Raw genomic sequence first — 21,919 nt, forward strand, 5'->3', positions numbered from 1 at the left:
GGTTAAAAGGCAAATTACAGCTAGTTATTGTAACATAACCGCCGGTGCTTACCCAATGGATTTATTTACTTGCCATCAGCAATTGTGCTAACTCTTTTTTCTCGTCGAGACTTAAGGTTTGGTTTCGATCTTTGGCGATTAGCAATTCCATGCGTTTTTCAATTAACTGGTTATACAGATAACTCAAATTATCGGTAAAGGTTTTTTCGACGTTCTCGTCATTAATAAGATGATCCCACAGCGCCAACATTTCAAGGTGTCGGCTGTTTTCTTTTCCGCGCCAATATTCCAAAATCTGCCCGGTAGTTAATCCCACCCGCTCGCGACACAGGCTCGCCAGCTCATAAAACAGCTGAAAACCCGGATCTTGTAACGCTTGCAGCGCCTCAATATCGGGGATTATCCCCACCAATTTAGGATTTTGCAGCAACAGCGCAATCAGCAGGCGCATTGGTGTCTGTTTGATTTTCGGCTGACTAAAGTGCGGTTTTTCCGGCTTATCCGCTGGCAATGATAGCAACTGTTGCAACTGATTCGGGTTCATAATCCCCAGTTTGCTACCTAAAATTTCCACCAAATAGGTGCGCAACAGTTTACCCGGAATTTGCTGAATCAACGGTTCGCTGAGCGCCGCCAATTTGGCTTTGCCTTCTTTGCTGGTGAGATCCACCTGCGCCAACAGATGCTCAAACAGAAATTCATTCAGACTTTTGGCTTGCCCGACAAATTGCAAAAATGCCTCTTTGCCGACTTGGCGGATATACGAATCCGGATCTTCGCCGTCGGGCAAAAACACAAATTTCAGCTGCCGCCCGTCCTGCAAGTGCGGTAACGCATTTTCCAACGCACGCCATGCCGCATCGCGGCCGGCACGATCACCGTCATAGCAACAGATGATCTGTTCACAACTGCGGAAAAGCTGATAAATTTGCTCGGAAGTGGTCGCCGTGCCAAGAGCCGCAACCGCATTATTTACGCCGAATTGCGCCAACGCCACCACGTCCATATAGCCTTCCACCACCAGCAAAAAGCTTGGTTCATCATCGCTTTGCAGTGCTTCATGCAGCCCGTAAAGTTCATTTCCTTTGTGATAAATGGCGGTTTCCGGCGAGTTCAGGTATTTTGGTTTTTCATCGCCCAGCACTCGCCCACCGAAGGCGATCACTCGTCCACGACGATCACGAATCGGAAACATCAACCGATTGCGAAAACGATCATAAACCGAACCGCGATCATTTTTCGACAGCATTCCTGTGTCTAACAACTGCTGCTGCGCATCTTTGCTTCTGCCGAATTGCTTCAGCACCGCATCCATACGATTCGGCACAAAACCGATTTGATAACGTTGCACCACTTCAGTCGATAGTCCACGTTTTTCCACATACGCCTGCGCCGGAATGTCATTTTGCAAATTTTGCTGATAAAACAGCGCAATATCCTGCATTAATTGATGCAGATCGCGCTTACTTTGATAATTTAGCCGCGTGCCACCGCCCTGATCGAATTTGCTCTGCTCGCGCGGCACGTCCAAACCGTGCATTGCCGCCAGTTCTTCAACCGCCTCGACAAATTCCAGTTTGTCATATTCCATTAAAAAACCGATGGCATTGCCGTGCGCACCACAACCGAAGCAGTGATAAAACTGTTTATTTTGGCTAACGGTAAAAGAGGGGCTTTTTTCGTGGTGAAACGGACAACAGGCTTGGTAATCCCGACCGGCTTTTTTGAGCTTAACCCGACCGTTGATCAGCTCGACAATGTCGGTGCGCGCCAACAAATCGTCAATAAAGGTTCTGGGGATCGGTCCTTTCATCGGTACGGTTGCTCCGTTATCAGGCTTCAAGCGGCGAAACAGAAATCTATCAAAAGGATATGCCTAGCGGCTGATATAATAAAACCGTGAACCCCAAAGGCTCACGGTTTTATCGAATTTTAGCAAATGACTTCGTCTCTTCGGCTGTGCCAAAGTGCGGTCAAATGGCTGAAATTAGTATAAACGAGTATGACGTGCGTTTTCACGAGCCAATTTTTTAGCGTGGCGTTTTTGCGCAGACGCTTTTTCGCGTTTACGGATTGTCGTTGGTTTTTCATAAAACTCACGGCTGCGAACTTCGGCTAAGATACCGGCTTTTTCGCATGAACGTTTGAAACGACGTAATGCAACGTCAAATGATTCGTTTTCACGTACTTTAATTACAGGCATGTGCCATTCACCTCAAAGGAATTTTGTTATTTTAAACTAAATTGCCGCACTTATGGCGACAGGACTATATAAAGGTTTGCAATTCTAATGCAAAAGGCGGGTAAAAGTCAAAACAAAGTTTCTCCTTTTTCTAAAAAACCGTGTGGATTTGAACCGGCGCCAGAGAAAAAATGCAAAGTGGCGCGGAATTGCGTAAAATAGCCGCCAATCATTTTTTTAACTGACAGGTAAACAAAGAATGCGGATTTTAGGCATTGAAACCTCATGTGACGAAACCGGTGTTGCCATCTATGACGAACAACACGGTTTGATCGCCAATCAACTCTATTCCCAAATCGCCCTGCACGCCGATTACGGCGGCGTAGTGCCGGAGCTTGCCTCGCGCGATCATATCCGCAAAACCGCCCCGCTGATTCAGGCCGCATTGCAAGAAGCGAATTTAAGCGCCGATCAAATTGACGGCGTGGCGTACACCTCCGGTCCGGGTTTGGTCGGTGCGCTGTTGGTCGGCGCAACTGTCGCCCGTTCATTGGCGTATGCGTGGAACGTGCCGGCATTGGGCGTTCACCACATGGAAGGACACCTGCTTGCGCCGATGTTGGAAGACAACCCGCCAGAATTTCCGTTTATTGCGTTGCTGGTTTCCGGCGGACACACCCAATTGGTGCAGGTGGACGGCGTGGGCGAATATCAACTGCTGGGCGAATCGATCGACGATGCCGCCGGTGAAGCATTTGATAAAACCGCAAAACTACTGGGATTAGACTACCCCGGCGGCGCAACCCTCGCCAAACTGGCAACGCAAGGCAAACCGCACTTCACCTTTCCACGCCCGATGACCGACCGTCCGGGGCTGGATTTCAGTTTTTCCGGCTTAAAAACCTTTGCCGCCAATACGATTGCCAACAACCCGAATGACGAACAAACCCGTGCCGATATTGCGTTTGCGTTTCAAGAGGCAGTGGTCGATACCTTGATGATCAAATGCCGCCGTGCGCTGCAACAAACCGGCTTAAAACGCTTAGTGATTGCCGGTGGCGTGAGTGCCAATACCGCACTTCGCAGCGGGTTGGCTGCCTTGATGCAGCAATTAGGCGGCGAAGTGTTCTATCCTCAGCCGCAATTCTGCACCGACAACGGCGCAATGATTGCTTATGCGGGATTCTTACGTTTAAAAAACGGGCAGACTTCCGATCTGGCAATTGAGGTCAAACCCCGTTGGAATATGACCGAGCTTGCGCCGCTAGCCGATAATTGATCGCATGCAAACCGCACTTTACAAGTGCGGTTGATGGATTAAGACAGGATTAATACGGTTTTTTGCCGGCTTTTTCGATCAGCTTACAAAGATACGGAATATCATCGTGGCTCAACATATCAATCAGCCCCTCACGCAGCCAACCGATAATTTCGCTTTCCACATCAAAACCATATTTTTCGTTATACACTTGGGTGATCTCTTGCCCTTTCGGTGATTCATGCAGATATAAACGCACCGACAAGCCGGCTTGTTTGTAGGCAATCAAATCATCACGATGAATATAGTGATATTCCACACAGGCACTGGACGCATTCGAGCCTAGCGTGGCTTCCAGCTGTTTGTGATAGCGCGCCAATGTAACCACCTGTAATTTCACGTGTGGAATAATCGCTTTAACACGGTTGATCAACACATGATCGAACGCCAACAACAATACATTATCCACCGCATTGGTCGCTAACAGCACCTCTGCCAACACTTCGGCACAACGCTGATGATGCTGTTTCTGTTTCACTTCCAGCACCACGCCGACATGATTTGCCACCGCCCACAGCAACACTTCGCTCAATTCGGGAATCTGCGTACCAGCAAATTTCGGATCGAACTTCACCCCGTAGTCATATTGCTTCAGCTCGGCCAATGTCATCTGTTCCACATAGCCTGTGCCGGTTGAGACTCGGTCGATGGTGAAATCGTGATGCACCACCAATTTCTCATCTTTGGTCATGTGAATGTCCAACTCAATCGAATGCGTACCGGCTGCCAATGCCGCTTCAAATGCCGGCATGGTATTTTCCGGATAGCAATGGCTGTAACCACGATGGCTGTTTGCTAACACAACGCCTTGATCGGCAACAATAAAATTAAAACCCATTTTTCCTCGCTCTAAAAACCAACCACTTATTGAATTTAATTATCAAACAATTAAGCTTAACTTAATAGCAATATATCAGATTATTGCGATCAAAATCACAATTTAAATAAAAATTTGAATTTATTTTTTAAACTGTAATGAAACTGTCATCTTTGTGCTGTATTATCGCTGCAACCGAGCCGACAGGCTCAATGATTTCTTCAACGGAGGGTGTATGGCAACGTTAACGATCAACAATATCACGAAGAAATTCGGTGATTATTATGCGGCAAACAATATTTCATTCACGGCGGAAGAGGGCGAGTTTGTAACCCTGCTTGGGCCTAGCGGCTGCGGCAAAACCTCGTTATTGAAACTGATTGCCGGTTTCCATGTGCCGGATTCGGGCGAAATCTTAATCGACGGCAAAAACGTGAACAACGTACCGCCGGAAAAACGCAACACCGCCATGTGTTTCCAATCCTACGCCTTGTTTCCGCACTTGAATGTGGCGCACAACATCTGCTACGGTTTGCAACAACGTAAAATCATTCCGCCGGAACAAAAAGAGCGGTTAGATGTCGCATTGAAACAGATGGATCTGGAACTTCACCGTTTAAAACTACCGGGTCAACTTTCCGGCGGACAACAGCAGCGTGTGGCGTTGGCTCGGGCAATGGTTACCCGCCCTGATGTGATTTTGTTCGATGAACCGTTGTCAAATCTCGATGCCAAACTGCGTGAAAGTGTGCGTTTTGAAATCAAACAGCTTTCCCACCAATACAACCTGACCAGTATCTACGTCACCCACGATCAGGCGGAAGCGTTGGCCATGTCGGATAAAATCATCGTACTCAACAAAGGCAATATAGAACAGATCGGCACACCGGAAGAGATCTATTACCGCCCGAAAAACCGTTTTGTTGCCGATTTTATCGGGGTTGCCAACATCACGGAAGCCGAAGTGCTGTCTTGCGGTGAAAATCGGTATCACGTCAGCTCGGTATTCGGCGATTTTACCGTCGAGTCGGAAATTGCACCGCAAGCCGAGCGGATCTACATCTGCTTCCGCCCTGAAGATGCGGAGCTGTGCGACGACAGCAACGCTGAAAACGGCTTTGAAGTGGATATTCTGCAAACCGCCTTTATGGGCAATTTAACCGAAATTCAAGCACAAGTTGAACGGGGGCGCGAAAGCCAAAAAGTGCGGTTGCAAGTGAAAAACTTTCTGCAAATTCAAGGCAAAACCAAATTGCGCTTTGCCCTGCCCCGCAATGCGATTCACTTCTTGGAGGCGGTGCAATGAAAAGCCTGAGAAACGATTTAAAAGCATGGCTGCTACTCTGTAGCGGCTTAGGCACGATTTTGCTGCTGATGGGATCAACCTTTTATATTGTGGTGGCACAAAGTTTCGGCTTGCACAATGTCAACAACGCCGAACCGCACTTTACGCTGGCGTTTTGGCAAACCGTGCTGTCCGATTCGGTGTTCCAAAAATCACTGTTTTATTCGATCAAAGTTTCACTACTCGGTGCACTGCTGTCGATTATGGTGTCATATCCCATCGCTATGTGGTTAAGAAAACCGATTCCGGGCAAAGTGAGCATCATCACCATTTTGCGTGCCCCAATGCTAGTGCCGGGGTTGGTGGCGGCTTTCCTGTTTATCAATGTGATCTCCTATCACGGCATTTTGAACGAATCACTGGTTTGGCTCGGCATTTGGGCTGAACCGAAAAGCCTGCAAAACGATGAATTTGGCTGGGGTGTGGTGATTTTGCAAATGTGGAAAAACATTCCGTTCGCCCTGATCTTAATCGGCGGCGCAGTCAACGGTTTGAAAAACGATCTGCTTGATGCGGCTGCCAACTTGGGTTCAAATGCGTGGCAACGTTTTCGCTACGTGATTTTTCCGATGACACTCGGTGCGGTGCAAGTGGCATTCGTGCTGATTTTTATCGGCGCACTGGGCGACTTTGCGTTCTACACCATCGCCGGTCCTCGCAGCACCTACTCACTGGCTCGCCTGATGCAAATGACCGCCTACCAGTTTGAAGAGTGGAATCAAAGTGCGATTATGGCCATGATGATCATGCTCACTTCCGCATTTTTCACCATCTTGATTTCCGTGATTATCCGTCCTTTGGCAACTAAACGAGGAGATATTAAATGAGCGCAGTGAAAACCAAAAACGGCAGACTGATTGCCAAAATATCCCTCATCTTTTTTGTGCTCGTCAATGTGGTCTGGTTGGTAATCCCGTTAGTCATGGCAGGGCTGTGGTCGCTGGTTGATCCCGAACACCCGTGGAGCTATCCGGATCTGTTCCCGCAGTCGCTCTCGTTCGCCCGTTGGTTTGACGTGTGGGAAAATACCGCACTTCCGGAAGCGATGCTGAACAGCTACACCATTGCCCCGACCGTTTCCGCCCTTGCCATTACCCTCGCGTTACCGACCGCCTACGCCTTCGGACGCATGGAATTTCGCGGCAAAAAAATTGCCGAAATGCTGACCTTAATCCCGTTAGTCATTCCGGGCATGATTATTGCACTGTTTTTCAGTGCTGTGCTGTTGGATTTGGATATTCGCAGCCCGTTTATCGGCATCGTAATCGGACACACCGTGATGACGTTGCCGTATGCCATTCGGATTTTATCGGCAGGCTTCTCGTCCGTGCCACAAGATCTGATCGACGCCAGCCGTGATTTAGGCGCATCACGTTTCACGACCTTCAAAGATGTCTATTTACCGATGTTAAAACCGAGCTTTTTAGCCTCGATCATCTTCTGTCTGGTAAAAAGTATTGAAGAATTTGCTATCTCGTTTGTTATCGGTTCGCCGGATTTCATCACCGTGCCGACCATTCTGTATTCGTTCCTCGGCTACTCTTTTGTGCGTCCGAATGCGGCGGTGGTTTCACTGATTTTGTTAATCCCGAATATTATTTTACTCATGATTATCGAGAAATTGTTGAAAGGGAACTACCTTTCTCAATCCACCGGTAAAGCGTAATTCGTGTTTATCTTATTTCATTCACAACAGGAGCTCTCTAATGCGTTATTTCAAAAAACTCTCTCAACTGGGTCTTGCCGTATCGACTTTAGCCCTCGCCACCGTTTCGCAAGCCGCCACGCTTGACGGCAAATCTTGGGCGGAAATTGAAGCCCTTGCCAAACAAGAGGGCGAAGTCACCTTCAGCGTCTGGTATCTGCAACCGGCTTGGCGCACTTTTGTCAAAGATTTTGAAAACCAATACGGCATTAAAGTGCGGATTCCGGAAGGCACGCTGGACGGCAACGTTAACAAGCTGATCGCCGAGAAAAATCTTGCCCCCGGTAAAATGGACGTGATCGCCGTTGCGGCAGATCGCGTCAGTATGGTAAACAACTTCGGTGTGAACAAAGATTTGAGCGGTTTGCCAAACTTTGAAAAACTGAATCACTACCTGCAAGGTGTAGATTTGGGCACTAAAGCCATCGGCTTCTGGGGCAACCAAACCGGCTTGGCGTATGATCCAATGCGCCTGAAAGCGGAAGAGTTGCCGCAAAGCTGGCAGCAAATGGAAGCCTATATCAAGGCGAATCCGAAAAAATTCGGCTACTCCGATCCGAACGGCGGCGGCTCAGGCAATGCGTTTATTCAACGCGCCATCGTTTATACCTCCGGTGAGTATGACTACCAACAGCCGACTGTTGACAATGAACAAGTGAAAAAATGGGAAACCACATGGCAATGGTTCAGAGACAACAGTGCCAACATGACCCGCACCTCGTCCAATGCCGACAGCTTAACCCGTTTAAACGACGGTGAGCTGAATTTGGTTGCGGCTTGGCAGGATCACCTGTTCAGCCTACAACAACAAGGCGCAGTCACCAAACGTTTAGCGTTTTATGTGCCTGAATTTGGCATGTTAGGCGGCGGTAACGCGGTGATTGTAGCGGAAAATTCACCACGTCCGGCGGCCTCGTTGTTGTTCACCCACTGGTTAACTTCACCTGAAACCCAACAAAAACTGAACGCCCATTTCGGTGTGCGTCCGTTAAGCAGTGAATCCGGCAAAAAAGACATTGTCGGCTTCGGCGCAGACTGGGGCAAAGCGCAAGTGTTAGGCTTCACCAAAGAAGTCGTTTCACACTAGAATCACAACTCGGAATAGGGGATAATGCGTTATCCCCTTTTTTAACCCTAAATTTGGATCATCATGCCTAAATCGGACTATTTCAGCTTTGAGTTACGCCCCAGCCAAAAATTATTATTGAATTTAATCCGTCAATACTCCCCTTCTCGGGCTGAGTTGAGCCAGCTATCAGGCTTAACACCCGGTGCAATTACCCAATATTGCCGTGAGCTGTTGTTTTTGGGATTGATTAAAGAAGGCGATAAAATTGTCGGCAAACGGGGATTGCCGTCATACCATTTAGAACTGAATCCTACCGGTTGCTGCGCTGTCGGGGTGTCGTTTTCTGAAGACCGTTTTGATGTGTCGATTGTCGATTTAAGCGGTAAAAAGCTCGCTACCTACAGTGAAAAATACCACCATACCGAACAGCTTTCCGGCCCTGCCGAGCAGTTTACCCACATTGTGCAACAGATTAAAAGTGCGGTTGCTACGCTGCTGGAAAAGAAATTTTTAACCACCGCCAGCATTCTCGGCATCGGCTATGCTGTGCCGGGCTACTTACAGGCAGACGGCTCTCGCTCGTCTCCTTGGCTGCCGATGTTACAGCATAAACCAAACCTGTCGGATATTTTTGAGCAACAGCTCGGCTTGCCAACATGGGTGGAGAACAATACCAATGTCAGTGCGATTGGTGAGTTTTATTCCGGCAATTGGAATAAAATTAAAGACATGACAGTGATCAGCATTGATTACGGTTTAGGCGCCGGGGTGATCAATCAAGGCAAGCTGACCAAAGGCGGTTTTGGCAATGCCGGTGAGATTGGCGCATTTTTCCCTAGCGGCGATTGTCGCCCGACATGGAAAGATCTGAAAAAAACCTTGATCGTCGCCGATTTGCCACTCGATCAGCTAGATCGCTTAATTGCGGAAAACCACCCCGTGATTGTGCAATGGCTGGCTCGGGTGAGCGAACAGTTACGCTTGGTGATTCAATCGGTGCTGTATTGGCTGGATCCGGAAGTAATTGTGCTCACCGGTTTACTGCCGCCGAGCCTGACCGAACAGATTATTCACAACATTAAACAATCACTGTTCTGTCAAGAACCACCGAATAAACCTAAACCGATTCTGTATTGTTCGGAAAACAATATAGTGAGTATTTCTCTCGCAGCTGCCTGTTTACCGATTTATCATCTATTGAATTGAGAGCTAACCGCACTTGGCTATTTTCTGTTGTTTACACCTTCAATTATCAATTCATGCTGATGCCGATCTCCGCACACTCACCGTGTGCGATTGAGCATATTGAAACGGCACACCCCAGCTATCTCGGCTCGCAAGATAGGTTTTATGTCGGGCATTTTAAGGGAGTGGGCAAGGTTTAGTTGATACTTACAGTAAAGTTGCTTTTGTTAAGCTCTATACGATGAAAACAGCCATCACAGCAGCGGATATGCTCAATGATAAAGTACTTCCGTTTTTTGAGCATCACCAATTGCCAATGTTGCGTATTTTAACCGGCAGAGGCAGTGAGTATTGTGGTAAAAAACGTATTTATACGGATTTAGCTGAGTTACAGGCTGATTTAGATGCGTGGCTGAGTTATTACAATTACCATCGAACCCATCAAGGTAAAATGTGCTGCGGGCGCCCCCGATGGAGACATTGCCGGATGGAAAACGCATTTGGGCTGAAAAGAATTTAAGCTCAAATTAATCTGACAGACACTCTGTTCTAAATGGACGACTGTCAGATTGGGGTTGATCTTCTACAGATCATTGTTCCACTGTTTTAAGCGATTATCCAAATCTTTATCGGTAAATAAAGCACTGCCTGAAACAACCCAGTCGATCCCCAAGCTGCTTCACTTTGACGGCTAATTCCAGTGTCATTGAGCCATCTACAGTGATAATTTTGTCTTTTCTTCGTTCTCCAAGGATATTAATTATCGACTTAATTCGAGTAACAACAGAAAATTCGTCAGCTTTTATCCCTGTTCTTGGATCCAATGTTAAAAGTTGTATGATATCTATCTGATCAAGAAAAGGCTGCAATTGTGATAAATCCGTTTCAGGACACACACTCAGACCACTCAAAATAGGCTGGTTATCATCATGAACCGCACTTTGCTTATTCAACCAGGTTAAAATTTCATCTATATTGCCATCACTTTCCAACTGCAATGTTACTATTGTTGCACCACTCTTAACACTCTCTGCTGCTTGTTTAGCTTGGTTCTTTACCATTAAGTGAACATCTTTATGAAAGTGAGTTGGAAACTGTTTAATCGCGCCCGTACCAACCGTAAACATTGGCGAAAACTGTCCATCCGCAATATCAAAATGTAACAGATTAATTTGATTATGACTTAATACAGGCAGTGTTTCCTCTAATGCTAACCAATTGGACGCAAGGATGCCGACGCTTATTTTTTGTGATTTTAGTTCCTGAATTAATGCTAACTTAGATTTTTTCATTACGGCAGTCCTGAGGCAAAATCCAGTTAAAAATCTTTTTGCTTCTGGCTCCAGTCATCAACGGTTCAAGTTCTTTTACACACTGATGATAATGCTCTGTTTTCCGGTGTTGCTCTAAAGCCGATTCGCTGTCATACACTTCATAAGCATAAAAGCGGGTTGAAACCTCAGGATCTTGTAATACGTCAAACCGTAAGTTTCCGGGTTCTTTGCGCGTACCATAGTGATTAGCAGCAAAGACTTTTAGGAACTCATCCTCTTTTCCCTCTTTAACATTAATCTCTACCAACATCGCAAACATAATAAACTCCTAAACATATTCTTTTTTAAAATATGTTGGCAAGCCTAGGAGCTAGCCAACATCTCAGACTATTAGCGATTTTTCTCATCTAAATAGAGTTGATAGGCTTTTTCTGCACTTTCTCCCCCATGTACCACAGCATGAACCGCTTTAAGCATCGCAATTGGTGCATCTGATTGGAAAATATTACGCCCCATATCAACCCCTGCGGCACCTTGATCAATCGCTTGATAGCACATCTCTAATGCATCTAACTCAGGTAATTTTTTCCCACCAGCAATAACGATTGGCACTGGGCAGCCGGCAGTAACCCGTTCAAACCCCTTATCAACATAGTAGGTTTTAATGACATGAGCCCCCATTTCTGCAGCAATTCGAGTAGCTAATGAAAAATAGCGTTGATCTCTGACCATATCCTTACCAACACCCGTTACCGCCATCGTCGGAATACCATAGCGAGTTCCTTGATCGACTAGCTGAATGATATTTTTGATCGATTGATGTTCATGCTCTGAGCCAATATAAACCTGAGCTGCCATTGCCGAAACATTCAAACGAACCGCATCTTCCACACAAACAGCAACCGCCTCATTGGATAATTCAGTCAAAATTGAATTTGCGCCTGAAGCACGTAATACGACTGGCTTTCCAGTATCTGGCGGCACTACACTTCTTAAAATTCCGCGTGTACACATTAATACATCGGTATATTCAAAAAGTGGCGCAATGTGCAGATCAATACGTTCTAAACCGGTTGTTGGCCCTTGAAAATAACCATGATCAAACGCCAACATGATCGTTTTGCCTGTTTTAGGATTAAAAATATTGGCTAAACGGGATTGCATCCCCCAATCTAAAGCCCCCAACCCTTTCATATAAAACGCTTTGTTCGTTTGTGGTTTATCTAATCCGAAATCTTTTCCGTCTCGGATATCATCTAAATCAGCCATTATTTTCTCCTCTCTGACATTTAGAAATTATAGTTATCAATATTTTCTTTAGTGAACACGACGCGTTCTGGCAATACCACAATGCCATTGCCTGCCGCTTCGTATTCATAACCTTGTACGCTATTTGGTGAAACCTCTACCTCGCCAACTCCTTCAACATTTAATTTATCGCCTACTTTTAACGATTTCCCTTTAAGTACATCATTTGCGACCGCTACAGAAATTTTTCCTTGTTGCACAACATCCCATAAGCCAAACTGGTTGACAGTTCCACGTTTCACATAAGGGCGCATCACGTTTGGCGTACTAAAACCAACAATCACCACACCTTCACGTTTTAAATTTTCTGCTGCTTGAGCGGCTGCAGGTAGTGCATTTGCATCTGGCGCAATGATTGCATCAAGATCAGGATAAGCTTTCAAAATCCCTTCCGCAGTCTGTAACGATTTAATTGCATCGTTATACCCGAATTGTGTTGTTACAATTTCCCACTCAGGATGTTCTGCCGCAATTTTATCTTTTGCTACTTTAACCCATTGGTTTTGATCGGTTACTGTCGGGCTAGAATAGAAAAATGCGACTTTCGCTTTTGGCTTTGTAATTTGGCTCGAAGCCATTTCGACTAACATTGAACCTAGCTGTGTTGGCGTACCCTGGTTAATATAATAACTACGGCATTCTGGATTGGTATCCGAATCCCAAGTTAACACCTTAACGCCGCGTTTCATGGCTCGCTGCAATGTGGAACACAATCCATCAGGAGAAACCGCCGCCACTACAATTGCGTTATAACCTTGGTTAACAAAGTTATTAATTAACTGAACCTGATTCGAAACACTGGGTTCTGTTGGACCATCATAAGTCACATCAACGCCAAGTGTTTTTCCCATTTCAACCGCACCTTGCCCCCCACTTGTGAAATAACCCACTCCGACGAGCTTTGGAATGAAGGCGATTCTATCTGCTGCCTGTACTGAGAGAGCTGAAAATCCTAGAGCAACGGCAAGTGCGGTTGATTTAATAACTAAGTGTTTCATAAAATTTCTCCTTATTGAGTTTGATAAAACATACTAGTATCAGTACGTTCATTCACCATTATTTAATGGCTTCCAACAACCTGCTTTCCTGTTTTACGGCTAATCCAATAACGAATTGAGGCATAATGTAAACTGATTGATTTTCCAATTAACACAATAATTAATAAAGCACCGGATAATGCACTGGATATTTCATTCGGAATGCCAATCATCTGTAATCCCTGCTGTAAATAACCAATTAATAATGCAGCGATTGCTGTGCCTAGAATAGAACCTGAACCACCGTAAATATTAGCACCACCCAATACAACGGCAGTTAAAACTGGCATTAATAAAGAACTCCCTAAATCAGAACGCGCTGAACCAAAATAAGATACTAACAATACCGCAACAAATGCCGCGACTAATCCGATTGCCGCATAAATAATAAACAGTGTTTTATTGATTGGAGTTGCACTATAACGAGCTGTTCTTTCACTTTGTCCAATAAGAAATGTACTTCTTCCCACTGTGGTTCTATGCATTAACAGCCAAAAACCAAGCGTCATAAAAGCGAAATAAATAATTGGTGTCGGAATCCCTAATAGGGTTTGGTTAGCAAAATGCAATAAACTATCAGGAAAACCACCAATTCCTTCATAGCCTGTTGCGCCTGCGAATCCTGATAGTAATAATGCCCCGCCACCATATAAATACATTGTGCCTAAGGTGATGACCAATGGGTTCACTTTGGTATAAATAATTAATCCAGCATTAATTAATCCACATAGCACACCCAAAAAGAAAGTTAAAGGAATAGCAATGAACAATGAAACATCGGCTTTAAATAGTACACCAAGAAAAATGGCACAAAGTCCTACTGTTGAACCAAATGAAATATCAATTCCGCCACTAACAATAATCATCGTTAGTGGTAATGCCAGCATACCAATATAAATAAAATCGCTGGTGCTATATAGCAAAACATTAAGATCTAACATTCTTGGATTGATTAATCCAAATCCTAATATTTCTACGACAAGCAATATAAACAGTGTTATCTCCCAGCCATAACGTTTTAATTTCAACATATTATTCACCTAAGATTGTTTTATATTGGACATCATTATTTTAAGAAGCGAGCATATCTCTGTTGTTTGATACTTTTTTCGATCATAATTCGAATTCTTCCATCAAACACCAATACTGCAAGCAAAACAATTCCTGCGACAAAGTTATTCCAATAAGCAGGGACTTTTAATAACACTAAAATTGTATCAATTTCAATTAAAAAATAAGCACCTAAGATTGCCCCGATAATATTACCTGAACCACCAAGCAAACTAATACCACCGAGAACACAAGCTGCAATTGCTTTCATTTCTAATCCATTTCCTGTTGAATTGGGTACAAAACCGATTTGAGAAGCAAATACAATTCCAGCTAATGCAGCCATCACGCCATTGATACCAAATGCTGAAATTCTAACCGTATTGATTCTAACGCCTAACTGTAACGCACCTTGCAAATTATCACCGATAGCATAAAAATTTCGACCTAAACACACTTTAGTTAATAAAAAATACGCTACGATAATCAATGCTATTAAGATCCAACCAATTAGTGAAATATTGAGAAATATCGGTTCAGAAAGTGATTTTAATTCTTGTGGCAGTCCTTCAATCCATTTCCCTCCGGTAATTAACAACATGATGCCTTTGTACAATCCCAATGTACCCAATGTTGCAACGATAGCTGGGATGCGCAAAATGGTGACTAAGAGACCATTAAATAAACCCGCTAATAAACCGCATAAAACCGTACCTAAAAATGCCGGAAGCAATGAATAACCTAAGTTTAATAAACTTCCCATAATGACTGCGGATAGTCCCATAATCGAACCGACAGATACATCTATATTTCGAGTTAAGATAACAAAGGTCGCACCAATCGACAGTAACATCACAATTTGAGCCGAATTAAAGATCATAGTAATCGTTTGAAAGTTAAAACCACTTCCCCAAACCATTAATAGGATAAAAAGGAACAAAATTGCAAATACAATTGTCAGCTCACGATTATTTTGTATAAATTTCCACATACTTTATCCTTATCTAGCATCGCCACTAAATGCCATGCGCATAATATTCTCTGAATTAATGTCATTACCTGTTAGAGGTGAACCTATTCTTCCATCATGCATAACAAAAACTAGATCAGACATTTGTTCAATTTCTTCTAAGTCAGATGAAATAAAAAGAATCGCAACATTTTGTTTAGCAATACTTTTAATTAATTGATAAATATCAGCTCTTGCCCCGATATCAACCCCTCTGGTTGGCTCATCAACAATCAGTAATGCGGGATCTGCCTCCAAGCATTTCGCAATAAGAATTTTCTGTTGATTGCCACCAGATAATGTTCTAACTGGCTGCTGAGCATGATTAAATTTAATGCCAATTGCACGATGATAACGCTCAAGAATGGCTTCTTCTTTTGAGTTATCAATCCAAAATCCCATATTTGTATAAGTAAGCCCACAAGTATTCCAAGAGAGCGGTGCATCTAAATAAAGCCCTGAGGCTTGTCTATCTTCCGGTAAATAAACTATGCCTCTTTCTAACCGTTCTTTGGTACCAAATCGGTTAATATCTACATTATCAAATAGTATTTGACCGCACTTTTCTTTTCTTAAGCCATACAATGTTTCTGCTAATTCTGTTCTACCAGCACCAACAACTCCTGCTAATCCTAAAATCTCTCCAGGATAAATTTCAAAACTAATTTCTTTAAATCCTTCTCCTGTTAAGTCCTTTATTTTTAATATAGGATGCTCTTTTGTTTTTATACGATTATGGCCAGGAAGTTCTAACCATAATTTTTGTGATTCGGTCAACTCTCCAGACTTCGATTTTGGTTTGATCGCTGAAATCACATCATCACGATTTAATTCATTAGTATTCCCGCTCAAGGCAATACAGCCATCTCTCATGACACTGATAAAATCAGAAATCTGCCAAACTTCAGGTAATTTATGAGAAATAAAAACAATCCCAACGCCTTTGGCTAATAAGGATCTTATTTTGATAAATAAACTGTCTGTTTCTACGGGAGTTAATGATGCGGTTGGTTCATCAAGAATGAGAATAGAAGCATCACGCATTAATCCGCGCATAATTTCAACTAATTGTTGATCCGCAACCTCTAATAAACCCGCCTGTGTATCCAGTTTTAAATGAGAATCCATCTCCTCAAGTAACCCTTTCAATTTTTTATCGTTACTATGGTTTTGCTCCAATCCAAATAGAATATTTTCTTTAACGCTTAAATTAGGAAATAACAGTGGCTCTTGTGGTACAAGATAGATACCCAGTTGATGTGCTTTGTTTGGTGACAGCGAACCGTGCATCTCACCGTTAATTTCGATCTCACCTGAATCCTGCGGTTGAATTCCGGCAATAATTTTCATTAATGTCGATTTTCCTGCACCATTCCCGCCTAACAAAGCGTGTACCTGCCCAGAATAGAGTTCAAAATGAATATCTTTTAGAACTTCAACACCTGAAAAAGATTTGCTGACATGACGAATTGCAAGCAAGCATTTTCGATCAGAAATATGATTCACGCTCATTCCTCCACACCCATTCAAGATGAATAAATGTATTTTTAATTTTCATTTGTTCAATACCCTATCAGGTAATTTTTCGAATAACAGTGACAAAGATCACGAAATGAAAACAAAATCGATGGAAAATTCACCAAAATAGCGAAAAAGTAGTCCTATCGTGATCTTTGTCACGCTTATATAAAAAATTTAAATGAACAATTGATAAATTGATAAATCACATGAATAATAAGTTCAATTGCTATTAAGGATGCTGCACCATGAACCATATTAAAGAAAACGCCTCATTCCCACACAGCATGAGCGAAGAAGAAATGCTGGCAAGGATTGCATGGTTTTATTATCACGATAATTTGACCCAAAGCGAAATTGGAAAACGCTTGGATATTCCTCGGTTAAAAGTTTCTCGCTTACTGGAGAAGGGACGGCAAATCGGTTTAATTAAAGTCCAAATCAACTCCCGCTTTAAAGGCTGTTTAGAACTCGAAGAAGCATTACAGCAACACTTCAAGTTAAAACATATTCGAGTATTGCCGGCACTTGAGCAGCATGAAGTCAATACTCGTTTAGGTATTGCTGCATCACAGATGCTGATGTCACTAATGCGTCCAAATCAATTGCTTGCGATTGGCTTTGGCGAAACGATTATGCAAACAATCAAATACAGCAATGAGTTTATTACCAACAACCAGTTAAAACTGATCACGCTTTCCGGCGGAGTTGGGCCTTACATGAAAGGTATCGGCGAATTAGATGGCACTTGTAGCATTAGCATTATTCCTGCGCCATTAAGAGCATCGTCCATTGAAGCCGCCAATCTATTTAAACGTGAAGCCTGCGTCAGAGATATCATGCTAGCCGCCGAAGCCGCCGATGTTGCCATTGTTGGTATTGGCTCCACACAACAAAAAGGGCAAGCAACACTATTACGCTCTGGATATATAAATGAAGACAGTCAGCAAGAATTACGCAGCAAAGGCGCAATCGGCGATATTTTAGGCTATTTCATGCAGAAAAACGGGGCAATCCAGCCTGATACGCCATTACACGATGAACTGATTAGCGTCCCATTGGATAAATTAGTAAAAATTCCAACAATAGTCGGTATCGCCGGTGGGGAAAATAAAGTCGATGCCATTCTAAGTGCATTAAAAGGAAAATATATTAATTCATTAGTTACCGAAGAAATGACAGCAAAAATGATTCTCGCCAAAACAGTATAGGGGCGAATACAACATTAATTTCATTGAGGAGAAATTAAATGGATAGTCAATCAGCACGTTATCTTATGGCGCTCGATGCGGGAACCGGCAGTATAAGAGCGGTTATTTTTGATTTGAATGGGAACCAAATCAGCACAGCTCAAAAAGAATGGACTCATTTCAGCGATCCTCAAATTCCCGGTTCAATGAATTTTGATTTACCTACAAATTGGCAACTGGCCGTGCAATGTATCAAGCAATCAATTCAAAATGCACAAATTGATGCTGAACAAATTATTTCACTCTCCACCTGCTCTATGCGCGAAGGCATTGTGCTTTATGATGAGAAAAATCATCCCATTTGGGCTTGTGGAAATGTTGATGCAAGAGCAATTGAAGAGGTTAAATATTTAAAAACATTAAATAACGGTACTTTTGAAAAGCAAATCTATGATATTTCAGGACAAACATTAGCATTAAGTGCAATTCCCCGTCTATTATGGCTTGCGAATCATCAGCCTGAACTTTATAAAAAAGTCCGTTCTCTTAGTATGATTAGCGACTGGTTAGCTTTTATGTTAAGCGGGGAGCTTGCTGTAGAACCTTCAAATGCGGGAACAACCGGAATACTCAACTTAGGTAGCCGAAATTGGCAAGCAGAATTGTTAGAAACAATTGGCCTTGATTCGACAATATTACCCATGGTGAAAGAAACCGGAACCATACTGGGCAATATTACAAGTGAAATAGCCATGCTAACCGGTCTATCAACCAAAACGTTAGTCGTCGTTGGTGGTGGTGATGTCCAATTAGGATGTTTAGGATTAGGTATTACCGATGCAGCTCAAGCGGCAATTATTGGCGGAACATTTTGGCAACAAATAGTAAATCTGCCAAAAGCTTCAACTGATCCTGAGATGAATATCAGAGTTAACCCTCATGTGATCCCGCCACTTGTACAAGCCGAATCGATCAGTTTTTTCACCGGATTAACGATGCGTTGGTTCAGAGATGCCTTTTGTGAAGCTGAAAAACATCTTGCAAGCCAACTAGGCATAGATGCTTATACGTTACTGGAACAAATGGCAGCTCGAGTACCCGTCGGATCAAATGATATTGTGCCTATTTTCTCCGATGCCATGCACTTTAAGTCTTGGTACCATGCCTCACCATCATTTATCAATCTTTCTCTTGATTCGGATAAATGTAATAAAGCGGCATTATTCCGGGCGTTAGAAGAAAATGCAGCAATAGTTTCCTCCTGTAACTTAGATCAAGTTGAGAAATTTTCTGGCGTAAAACTTAATTCTGTTGTTTTTGCCGGAGGGGGGGCTAAAGGTCATCTTTGGAGCCAAATATTAGCTGATGTTACAGGACTAACCGTCAATATTCCGGTTGTCAAAGAAGCGACCGCACTTGGTTGTGCTATTGCAGCGGGTGTTGGCGCTGGTGTCTATCCTTCACTAGCAGAAGCCGGGAAAAAACTGGTTACATTCGAACGCCAACATAAACCGAATGCTGATAATCATAGGTTATACCAAATACATAAACAAAAATGGATTGAAATTTACCATCAACAGCTACAGCTGGTTGATTCCAATCTCACAACATCACTTTGGAAAGCCCCCGGATTGTAAAAAGAACAAGCAGAATGTATTGAACCCAATAATACATTCTGCTTCCATTCGTAAAAATCTAATTTATATCATCTGATTATTTTACTTTTTCTCAGAAATTTGTAGTATAAGGCAATCAATTTGACTGAATCGACAGGAATGTTTAATGTGCCAACTACTCGGAATGAACTGCAACACCCCGACCGATATTGTGTTTTCGTTTGAAGGGTTTCGCTGCCGTGGCGGTTTGACCGATTCGCACGCCGACGGCTTCGGGATCGGTTTTTTTGAAGATCAGGGCGTGCGGCTATTCCACGATGACAAAGCCAGTGCCACTTCCCCAGTGGCGGATTTGGTGCGTAATTATCCGATTCAATCGAAAAATGTGATCGCACATATCCGCAAGGCAACTCAGGGGAGAATTTTGCTGGCAAACACCCACCCGTTTATGCGCGAAATGTGGGGGCAATATTGGCTGTTTGCGCACAACGGCAATTTAAAAAACTTCAATCCGGCAACGGGGCAATACTACCGTCCGGTCGGCAACACCGATTCGGAAACCGCTTTTTGTTATCTGCTGGAAACCTTGCGCCAAAAATTCGAGCAAGCCCCAAGCATTGAGCAAATTTTTGCCGAAGTGGATCGAATTGCACAAGAACTGCGCCAATATGGTTTGCTGAATTTTCTGCTATCGAACGGCGAATGGCTGATCACCCACACCGGATCACTATTGCATTATATCGTGCGCAAAGCACCGTTCGGCGAGGCTAAATTGGTCGATGATGATGTGCAGATTGATTTTGCCTCGGTTACCACCCCGAACGATAGGGTGGCGGTGATTGCCACACTGCCGCTGACCGATAACGAAAGCTGGCAGCAACTGGCGGTTAACGAGCTGGCGTTGTTTCAAGACGGTGAAATTCTGTTGCGCCACACGCCGGACAATCCGCATTATCCAACAGAAGCCGAAGGGCTGGAAATGGCACGTCAGGCGATTTAAGCTCAACATGTCAACCGCACTTTCTGCCGCACAGCAACAACAGCTGCGCCATCTCAACATTCAGATCGCACGCAGTTTGCGTGCCTGTTTGGATCTTGCCGAGCGACATTTTAACCGCACTTTCCCTATGCCGAGCGTGAATTTTAACTTGCGTGGCATGAAAGCCGGTGTTGCCTATCTGCAACAAAATGAAATCCGCATGAACCGCACTTTGCTGTTAGAAAACCGCGATGATTTTCTCCAGCAAGTCGTGCCGCATGAACTGGCGCATTTAATCGTCTATCAACAACACGGGCGGGTGCAACCGCACGGCAAAGAGTGGCGTTTTGTAATGCAACAGCTTTTCCGACTGCCGCCCGACACCTGCCATCAATTTGATATTCAACGCGTACAAGGCAAAACCGTAGCTTACCGCTGCGATTGCCAAACTCATCAACTCAGCTTGCGCCGCCATCAGAACATCGTCAAAAACAAAGTGCGGTATCATTGTCGGTTGTGTAAAACGGAACTGTCCGCAATCGACGATGAAAGCTGAAATTCAAACGTTAACCAGCCACCTAATGCGTGCGCATAGCGTGATAATGTTTTCAAGGTTGGCGCACCGACGCCCCTCTCCAAGCGGCTGATATTTTTAACATTAATGCCTGATTTTTGTGCTACATCAAGCTGAGTTAAATTCAATTGCAGACGCGCCGCTTTCAGCGCATCAATTAACCTGCGCCGTTCTTCCAACTCATCATATTCCACTTTAAAATCAGCATTCTGCATTAATTTGGCTTTTACCTCCGCCAACGAGATCAATTCCAATTCAGGATCATTCATCATTTTCCAGCTCCTTTTGTAATTTTTGCATTCGGCTATAGGCTAGCGCCAATATCCTTTGCGGCGTTTTTTGGGCTTTCTTTTGCAGAATATGCACGATATATGCGCGCTTTCCTCGCATGAAAAAGAAAAAACTGCGCGAAATCCCCTCTTTACTGTTCACTCGCAGCTCTTTTAATCCCTTTGCCAAGGTTTTAACATCCGGTTCTCGCAACAAATGCCCTTCTTTTGCCAATTTTTCAATCGCCTGCAAAGTTGCCGCCTGTAGCGCAATCGGCAAAGAAAGCAGCTCTTTTTCTGCTTGCTTCGTCAATAATATCTTAAACATCATTTAGCCTTTTTATCATACAAACAACAGCAAAAGTAATCAAGTTTGATTACTTTGATTTTTGCAAATATGAGATGACTATATGAAAAGCAGTTTAAAAACGTAGTGAATAGCAAATATTTTACGATCCTGATCGCAAAATTAAG

The 21,919-nt window shown here is 43.8% G+C and carries 22 protein-coding genes and 1 pseudogene; 11 read left to right on the forward strand and 12 right to left on the reverse strand.

Annotation, left to right across the window (positions count from 1 at the left end):
* Positions 1–61: 61 nt before the first annotated feature.
* On the reverse strand, positions 62–1,813 hold the full coding sequence (dnaG, locus tag ACUHGC_RS12210) for a DNA primase (RefSeq protein WP_446833554.1): 1,752 nt from the start codon (positions 1,811–1,813) through the stop codon (positions 62–64).
* 174 nt (positions 1,814–1,987) lie between these two features.
* Positions 1,988–2,203 carry a 30S ribosomal protein S21 gene (rpsU, locus tag ACUHGC_RS12215; RefSeq protein WP_034614227.1) on the reverse strand — a complete coding sequence of 72 codons (216 nt, stop codon included), beginning with the start codon at positions 2,201–2,203 and terminating at the stop codon, positions 1,988–1,990.
* A 238-nt stretch (positions 2,204–2,441) separates the two neighbouring features.
* Between rpsU and tsaD the strand changes: the two genes are divergently transcribed.
* Positions 2,442–3,461 (forward strand): tRNA (adenosine(37)-N6)-threonylcarbamoyltransferase complex transferase subunit TsaD, encoded by a 1,020-nt coding sequence (tsaD, locus tag ACUHGC_RS12220; RefSeq protein ID WP_446833555.1) that lies wholly within the window; start codon positions 2,442–2,444, stop codon positions 3,459–3,461.
* A gap of 49 nt (positions 3,462–3,510) precedes the next feature.
* On the opposite strand, the gene ACUHGC_RS12225 is transcribed toward tsaD, so the two are convergent.
* Positions 3,511–4,338: a glycerophosphodiester phosphodiesterase gene (locus tag ACUHGC_RS12225; protein ID WP_446833556.1), complete on the reverse strand. Its 828-nt coding sequence runs from the start codon at positions 4,336–4,338 to the stop codon at positions 3,511–3,513.
* Between the two features lie 214 nt (positions 4,339–4,552).
* On the opposite strand from ACUHGC_RS12225, the gene ACUHGC_RS12230 reads away from it, so the two are divergent.
* The 6 genes and pseudogenes from ACUHGC_RS12230 to ACUHGC_RS12255 form a co-directional block, all read left to right on the forward strand.
* Positions 4,553–5,623: an ABC transporter ATP-binding protein gene (locus tag ACUHGC_RS12230; RefSeq protein WP_446833557.1), complete on the forward strand. Its 1,071-nt coding sequence runs from the start codon at positions 4,553–4,555 to the stop codon at positions 5,621–5,623.
* Positions 5,620–6,489 carry an ABC transporter permease gene (locus ACUHGC_RS12235; protein WP_446833558.1) on the forward strand — a complete coding sequence of 290 codons (870 nt, stop codon included), beginning with the start codon at positions 5,620–5,622 and terminating at the stop codon, positions 6,487–6,489. The genes ACUHGC_RS12230 and ACUHGC_RS12235 overlap by 4 nt, the downstream gene beginning before the upstream one ends.
* Entirely contained in the window at positions 6,486–7,328 is an 843-nt protein-coding gene (locus ACUHGC_RS12240; protein WP_446833559.1) for an ABC transporter permease, read from the forward strand. The genes ACUHGC_RS12235 and ACUHGC_RS12240 overlap by 4 nt, the downstream gene beginning before the upstream one ends.
* A gap of 40 nt (positions 7,329–7,368) precedes the next feature.
* Positions 7,369–8,454: an extracellular solute-binding protein gene (locus ACUHGC_RS12245; RefSeq protein WP_446833560.1), complete on the forward strand. Its 1,086-nt coding sequence runs from the start codon at positions 7,369–7,371 to the stop codon at positions 8,452–8,454.
* A gap of 63 nt (positions 8,455–8,517) precedes the next feature.
* Positions 8,518–9,642 (forward strand): ROK family protein, encoded by a 1,125-nt coding sequence (locus ACUHGC_RS12250; RefSeq protein ID WP_446833561.1) that lies wholly within the window; start codon positions 8,518–8,520, stop codon positions 9,640–9,642.
* Positions 9,643–9,716: 74 nt separating this feature from the next.
* Positions 9,717–10,152, forward strand: a pseudogene (locus tag ACUHGC_RS12255) (IS481 family transposase); the annotation flags it as partial.
* Positions 10,153–10,247: 95 nt separating this feature from the next.
* Here the strand turns inward: ACUHGC_RS12255 and ACUHGC_RS12260 are convergent.
* The 7 genes from ACUHGC_RS12260 to lsrA form a co-directional block, all read right to left on the reverse strand.
* Entirely contained in the window at positions 10,248–10,913 is a 666-nt protein-coding gene (locus tag ACUHGC_RS12260; protein ID WP_446833562.1) for a hypothetical protein, read from the reverse strand.
* Positions 10,900–11,214 carry a (4S)-4-hydroxy-5-phosphonooxypentane-2,3-dione isomerase gene (lsrG, locus tag ACUHGC_RS12265; RefSeq protein ID WP_446833563.1) on the reverse strand — a complete coding sequence of 105 codons (315 nt, stop codon included), beginning with the start codon at positions 11,212–11,214 and terminating at the stop codon, positions 10,900–10,902. The genes ACUHGC_RS12260 and lsrG overlap by 14 nt, the downstream gene beginning before the upstream one ends.
* A 71-nt stretch (positions 11,215–11,285) precedes the next feature.
* Entirely contained in the window at positions 11,286–12,164 is an 879-nt protein-coding gene (lsrF, locus tag ACUHGC_RS12270; RefSeq protein WP_446833564.1) for a 3-hydroxy-5-phosphonooxypentane-2,4-dione thiolase, read from the reverse strand.
* Between the two features lie 20 nt (positions 12,165–12,184).
* Entirely contained in the window at positions 12,185–13,201 is a 1,017-nt protein-coding gene (lsrB, locus tag ACUHGC_RS12275; protein ID WP_446833565.1) for an autoinducer 2 ABC transporter substrate-binding protein LsrB, read from the reverse strand.
* Between the two features lie 62 nt (positions 13,202–13,263).
* On the reverse strand, positions 13,264–14,271 hold the full coding sequence (gene lsrD, locus ACUHGC_RS12280) for an autoinducer 2 ABC transporter permease LsrD (RefSeq protein ID WP_446833566.1): 1,008 nt from the start codon (positions 14,269–14,271) through the stop codon (positions 13,264–13,266).
* Between the two features lie 35 nt (positions 14,272–14,306).
* Positions 14,307–15,281 (reverse strand): autoinducer 2 ABC transporter permease LsrC, encoded by a 975-nt coding sequence (gene lsrC / locus ACUHGC_RS12285; protein ID WP_446833567.1) that lies wholly within the window; start codon positions 15,279–15,281, stop codon positions 14,307–14,309.
* 9 nt (positions 15,282–15,290) lie between these two features.
* The gene (gene lsrA, locus ACUHGC_RS12290; protein WP_446833568.1) at positions 15,291–16,805 is read right to left on the reverse strand and encodes an autoinducer 2 ABC transporter ATP-binding protein LsrA; all 1,515 of its coding nucleotides are present in this window, start codon (positions 16,803–16,805) and stop codon (positions 15,291–15,293) included.
* A gap of 260 nt (positions 16,806–17,065) precedes the next feature.
* Between lsrA and lsrR the strand changes: the two genes are divergently transcribed.
* The 4 genes from lsrR to ACUHGC_RS12310 all read left to right on the forward strand — a co-directional run bounded on the left by lsrR (position 17,066) and on the right by ACUHGC_RS12310 (position 21,158).
* Entirely contained in the window at positions 17,066–18,028 is a 963-nt protein-coding gene (lsrR, locus tag ACUHGC_RS12295) for a transcriptional regulator LsrR (protein WP_446833569.1), read from the forward strand.
* Between the two features lie 38 nt (positions 18,029–18,066).
* Entirely contained in the window at positions 18,067–19,644 is a 1,578-nt protein-coding gene (lsrK, locus tag ACUHGC_RS12300; RefSeq protein WP_446833570.1) for an autoinducer-2 kinase, read from the forward strand.
* Between the two features lie 145 nt (positions 19,645–19,789).
* Complete coding sequence (locus ACUHGC_RS12305) at positions 19,790–20,623, forward strand: class II glutamine amidotransferase (protein ID WP_446833571.1); 834 nt, start codon at positions 19,790–19,792, stop codon at positions 20,621–20,623.
* Positions 20,624–20,630: 7 nt separating this feature from the next.
* The gene (locus ACUHGC_RS12310; protein WP_446833572.1) at positions 20,631–21,158 is read left to right on the forward strand and encodes a SprT family zinc-dependent metalloprotease; all 528 of its coding nucleotides are present in this window, start codon (positions 20,631–20,633) and stop codon (positions 21,156–21,158) included.
* Here ACUHGC_RS12310 and ACUHGC_RS12315 read toward each other — a convergent pair.
* Both ACUHGC_RS12315 and ACUHGC_RS12320 read right to left on the reverse strand, forming a co-directional pair.
* Entirely contained in the window at positions 21,107–21,448 is a 342-nt protein-coding gene (locus tag ACUHGC_RS12315) for a helix-turn-helix domain-containing protein (RefSeq protein WP_446833573.1), read from the reverse strand. The genes ACUHGC_RS12310 and ACUHGC_RS12315 overlap by 52 nt on opposite strands.
* Positions 21,438–21,773: a type II toxin-antitoxin system RelE/ParE family toxin gene (locus tag ACUHGC_RS12320; RefSeq protein WP_446833574.1), complete on the reverse strand. Its 336-nt coding sequence runs from the start codon at positions 21,771–21,773 to the stop codon at positions 21,438–21,440. Before ACUHGC_RS12320 ends, ACUHGC_RS12315 begins: the two co-directional genes overlap by 11 nt.
* Between the last annotated feature and the right edge of the window lie 146 nt (positions 21,774–21,919).

The organism is Testudinibacter sp. P27/CKL/0425 (assembly GCF_052931395.1).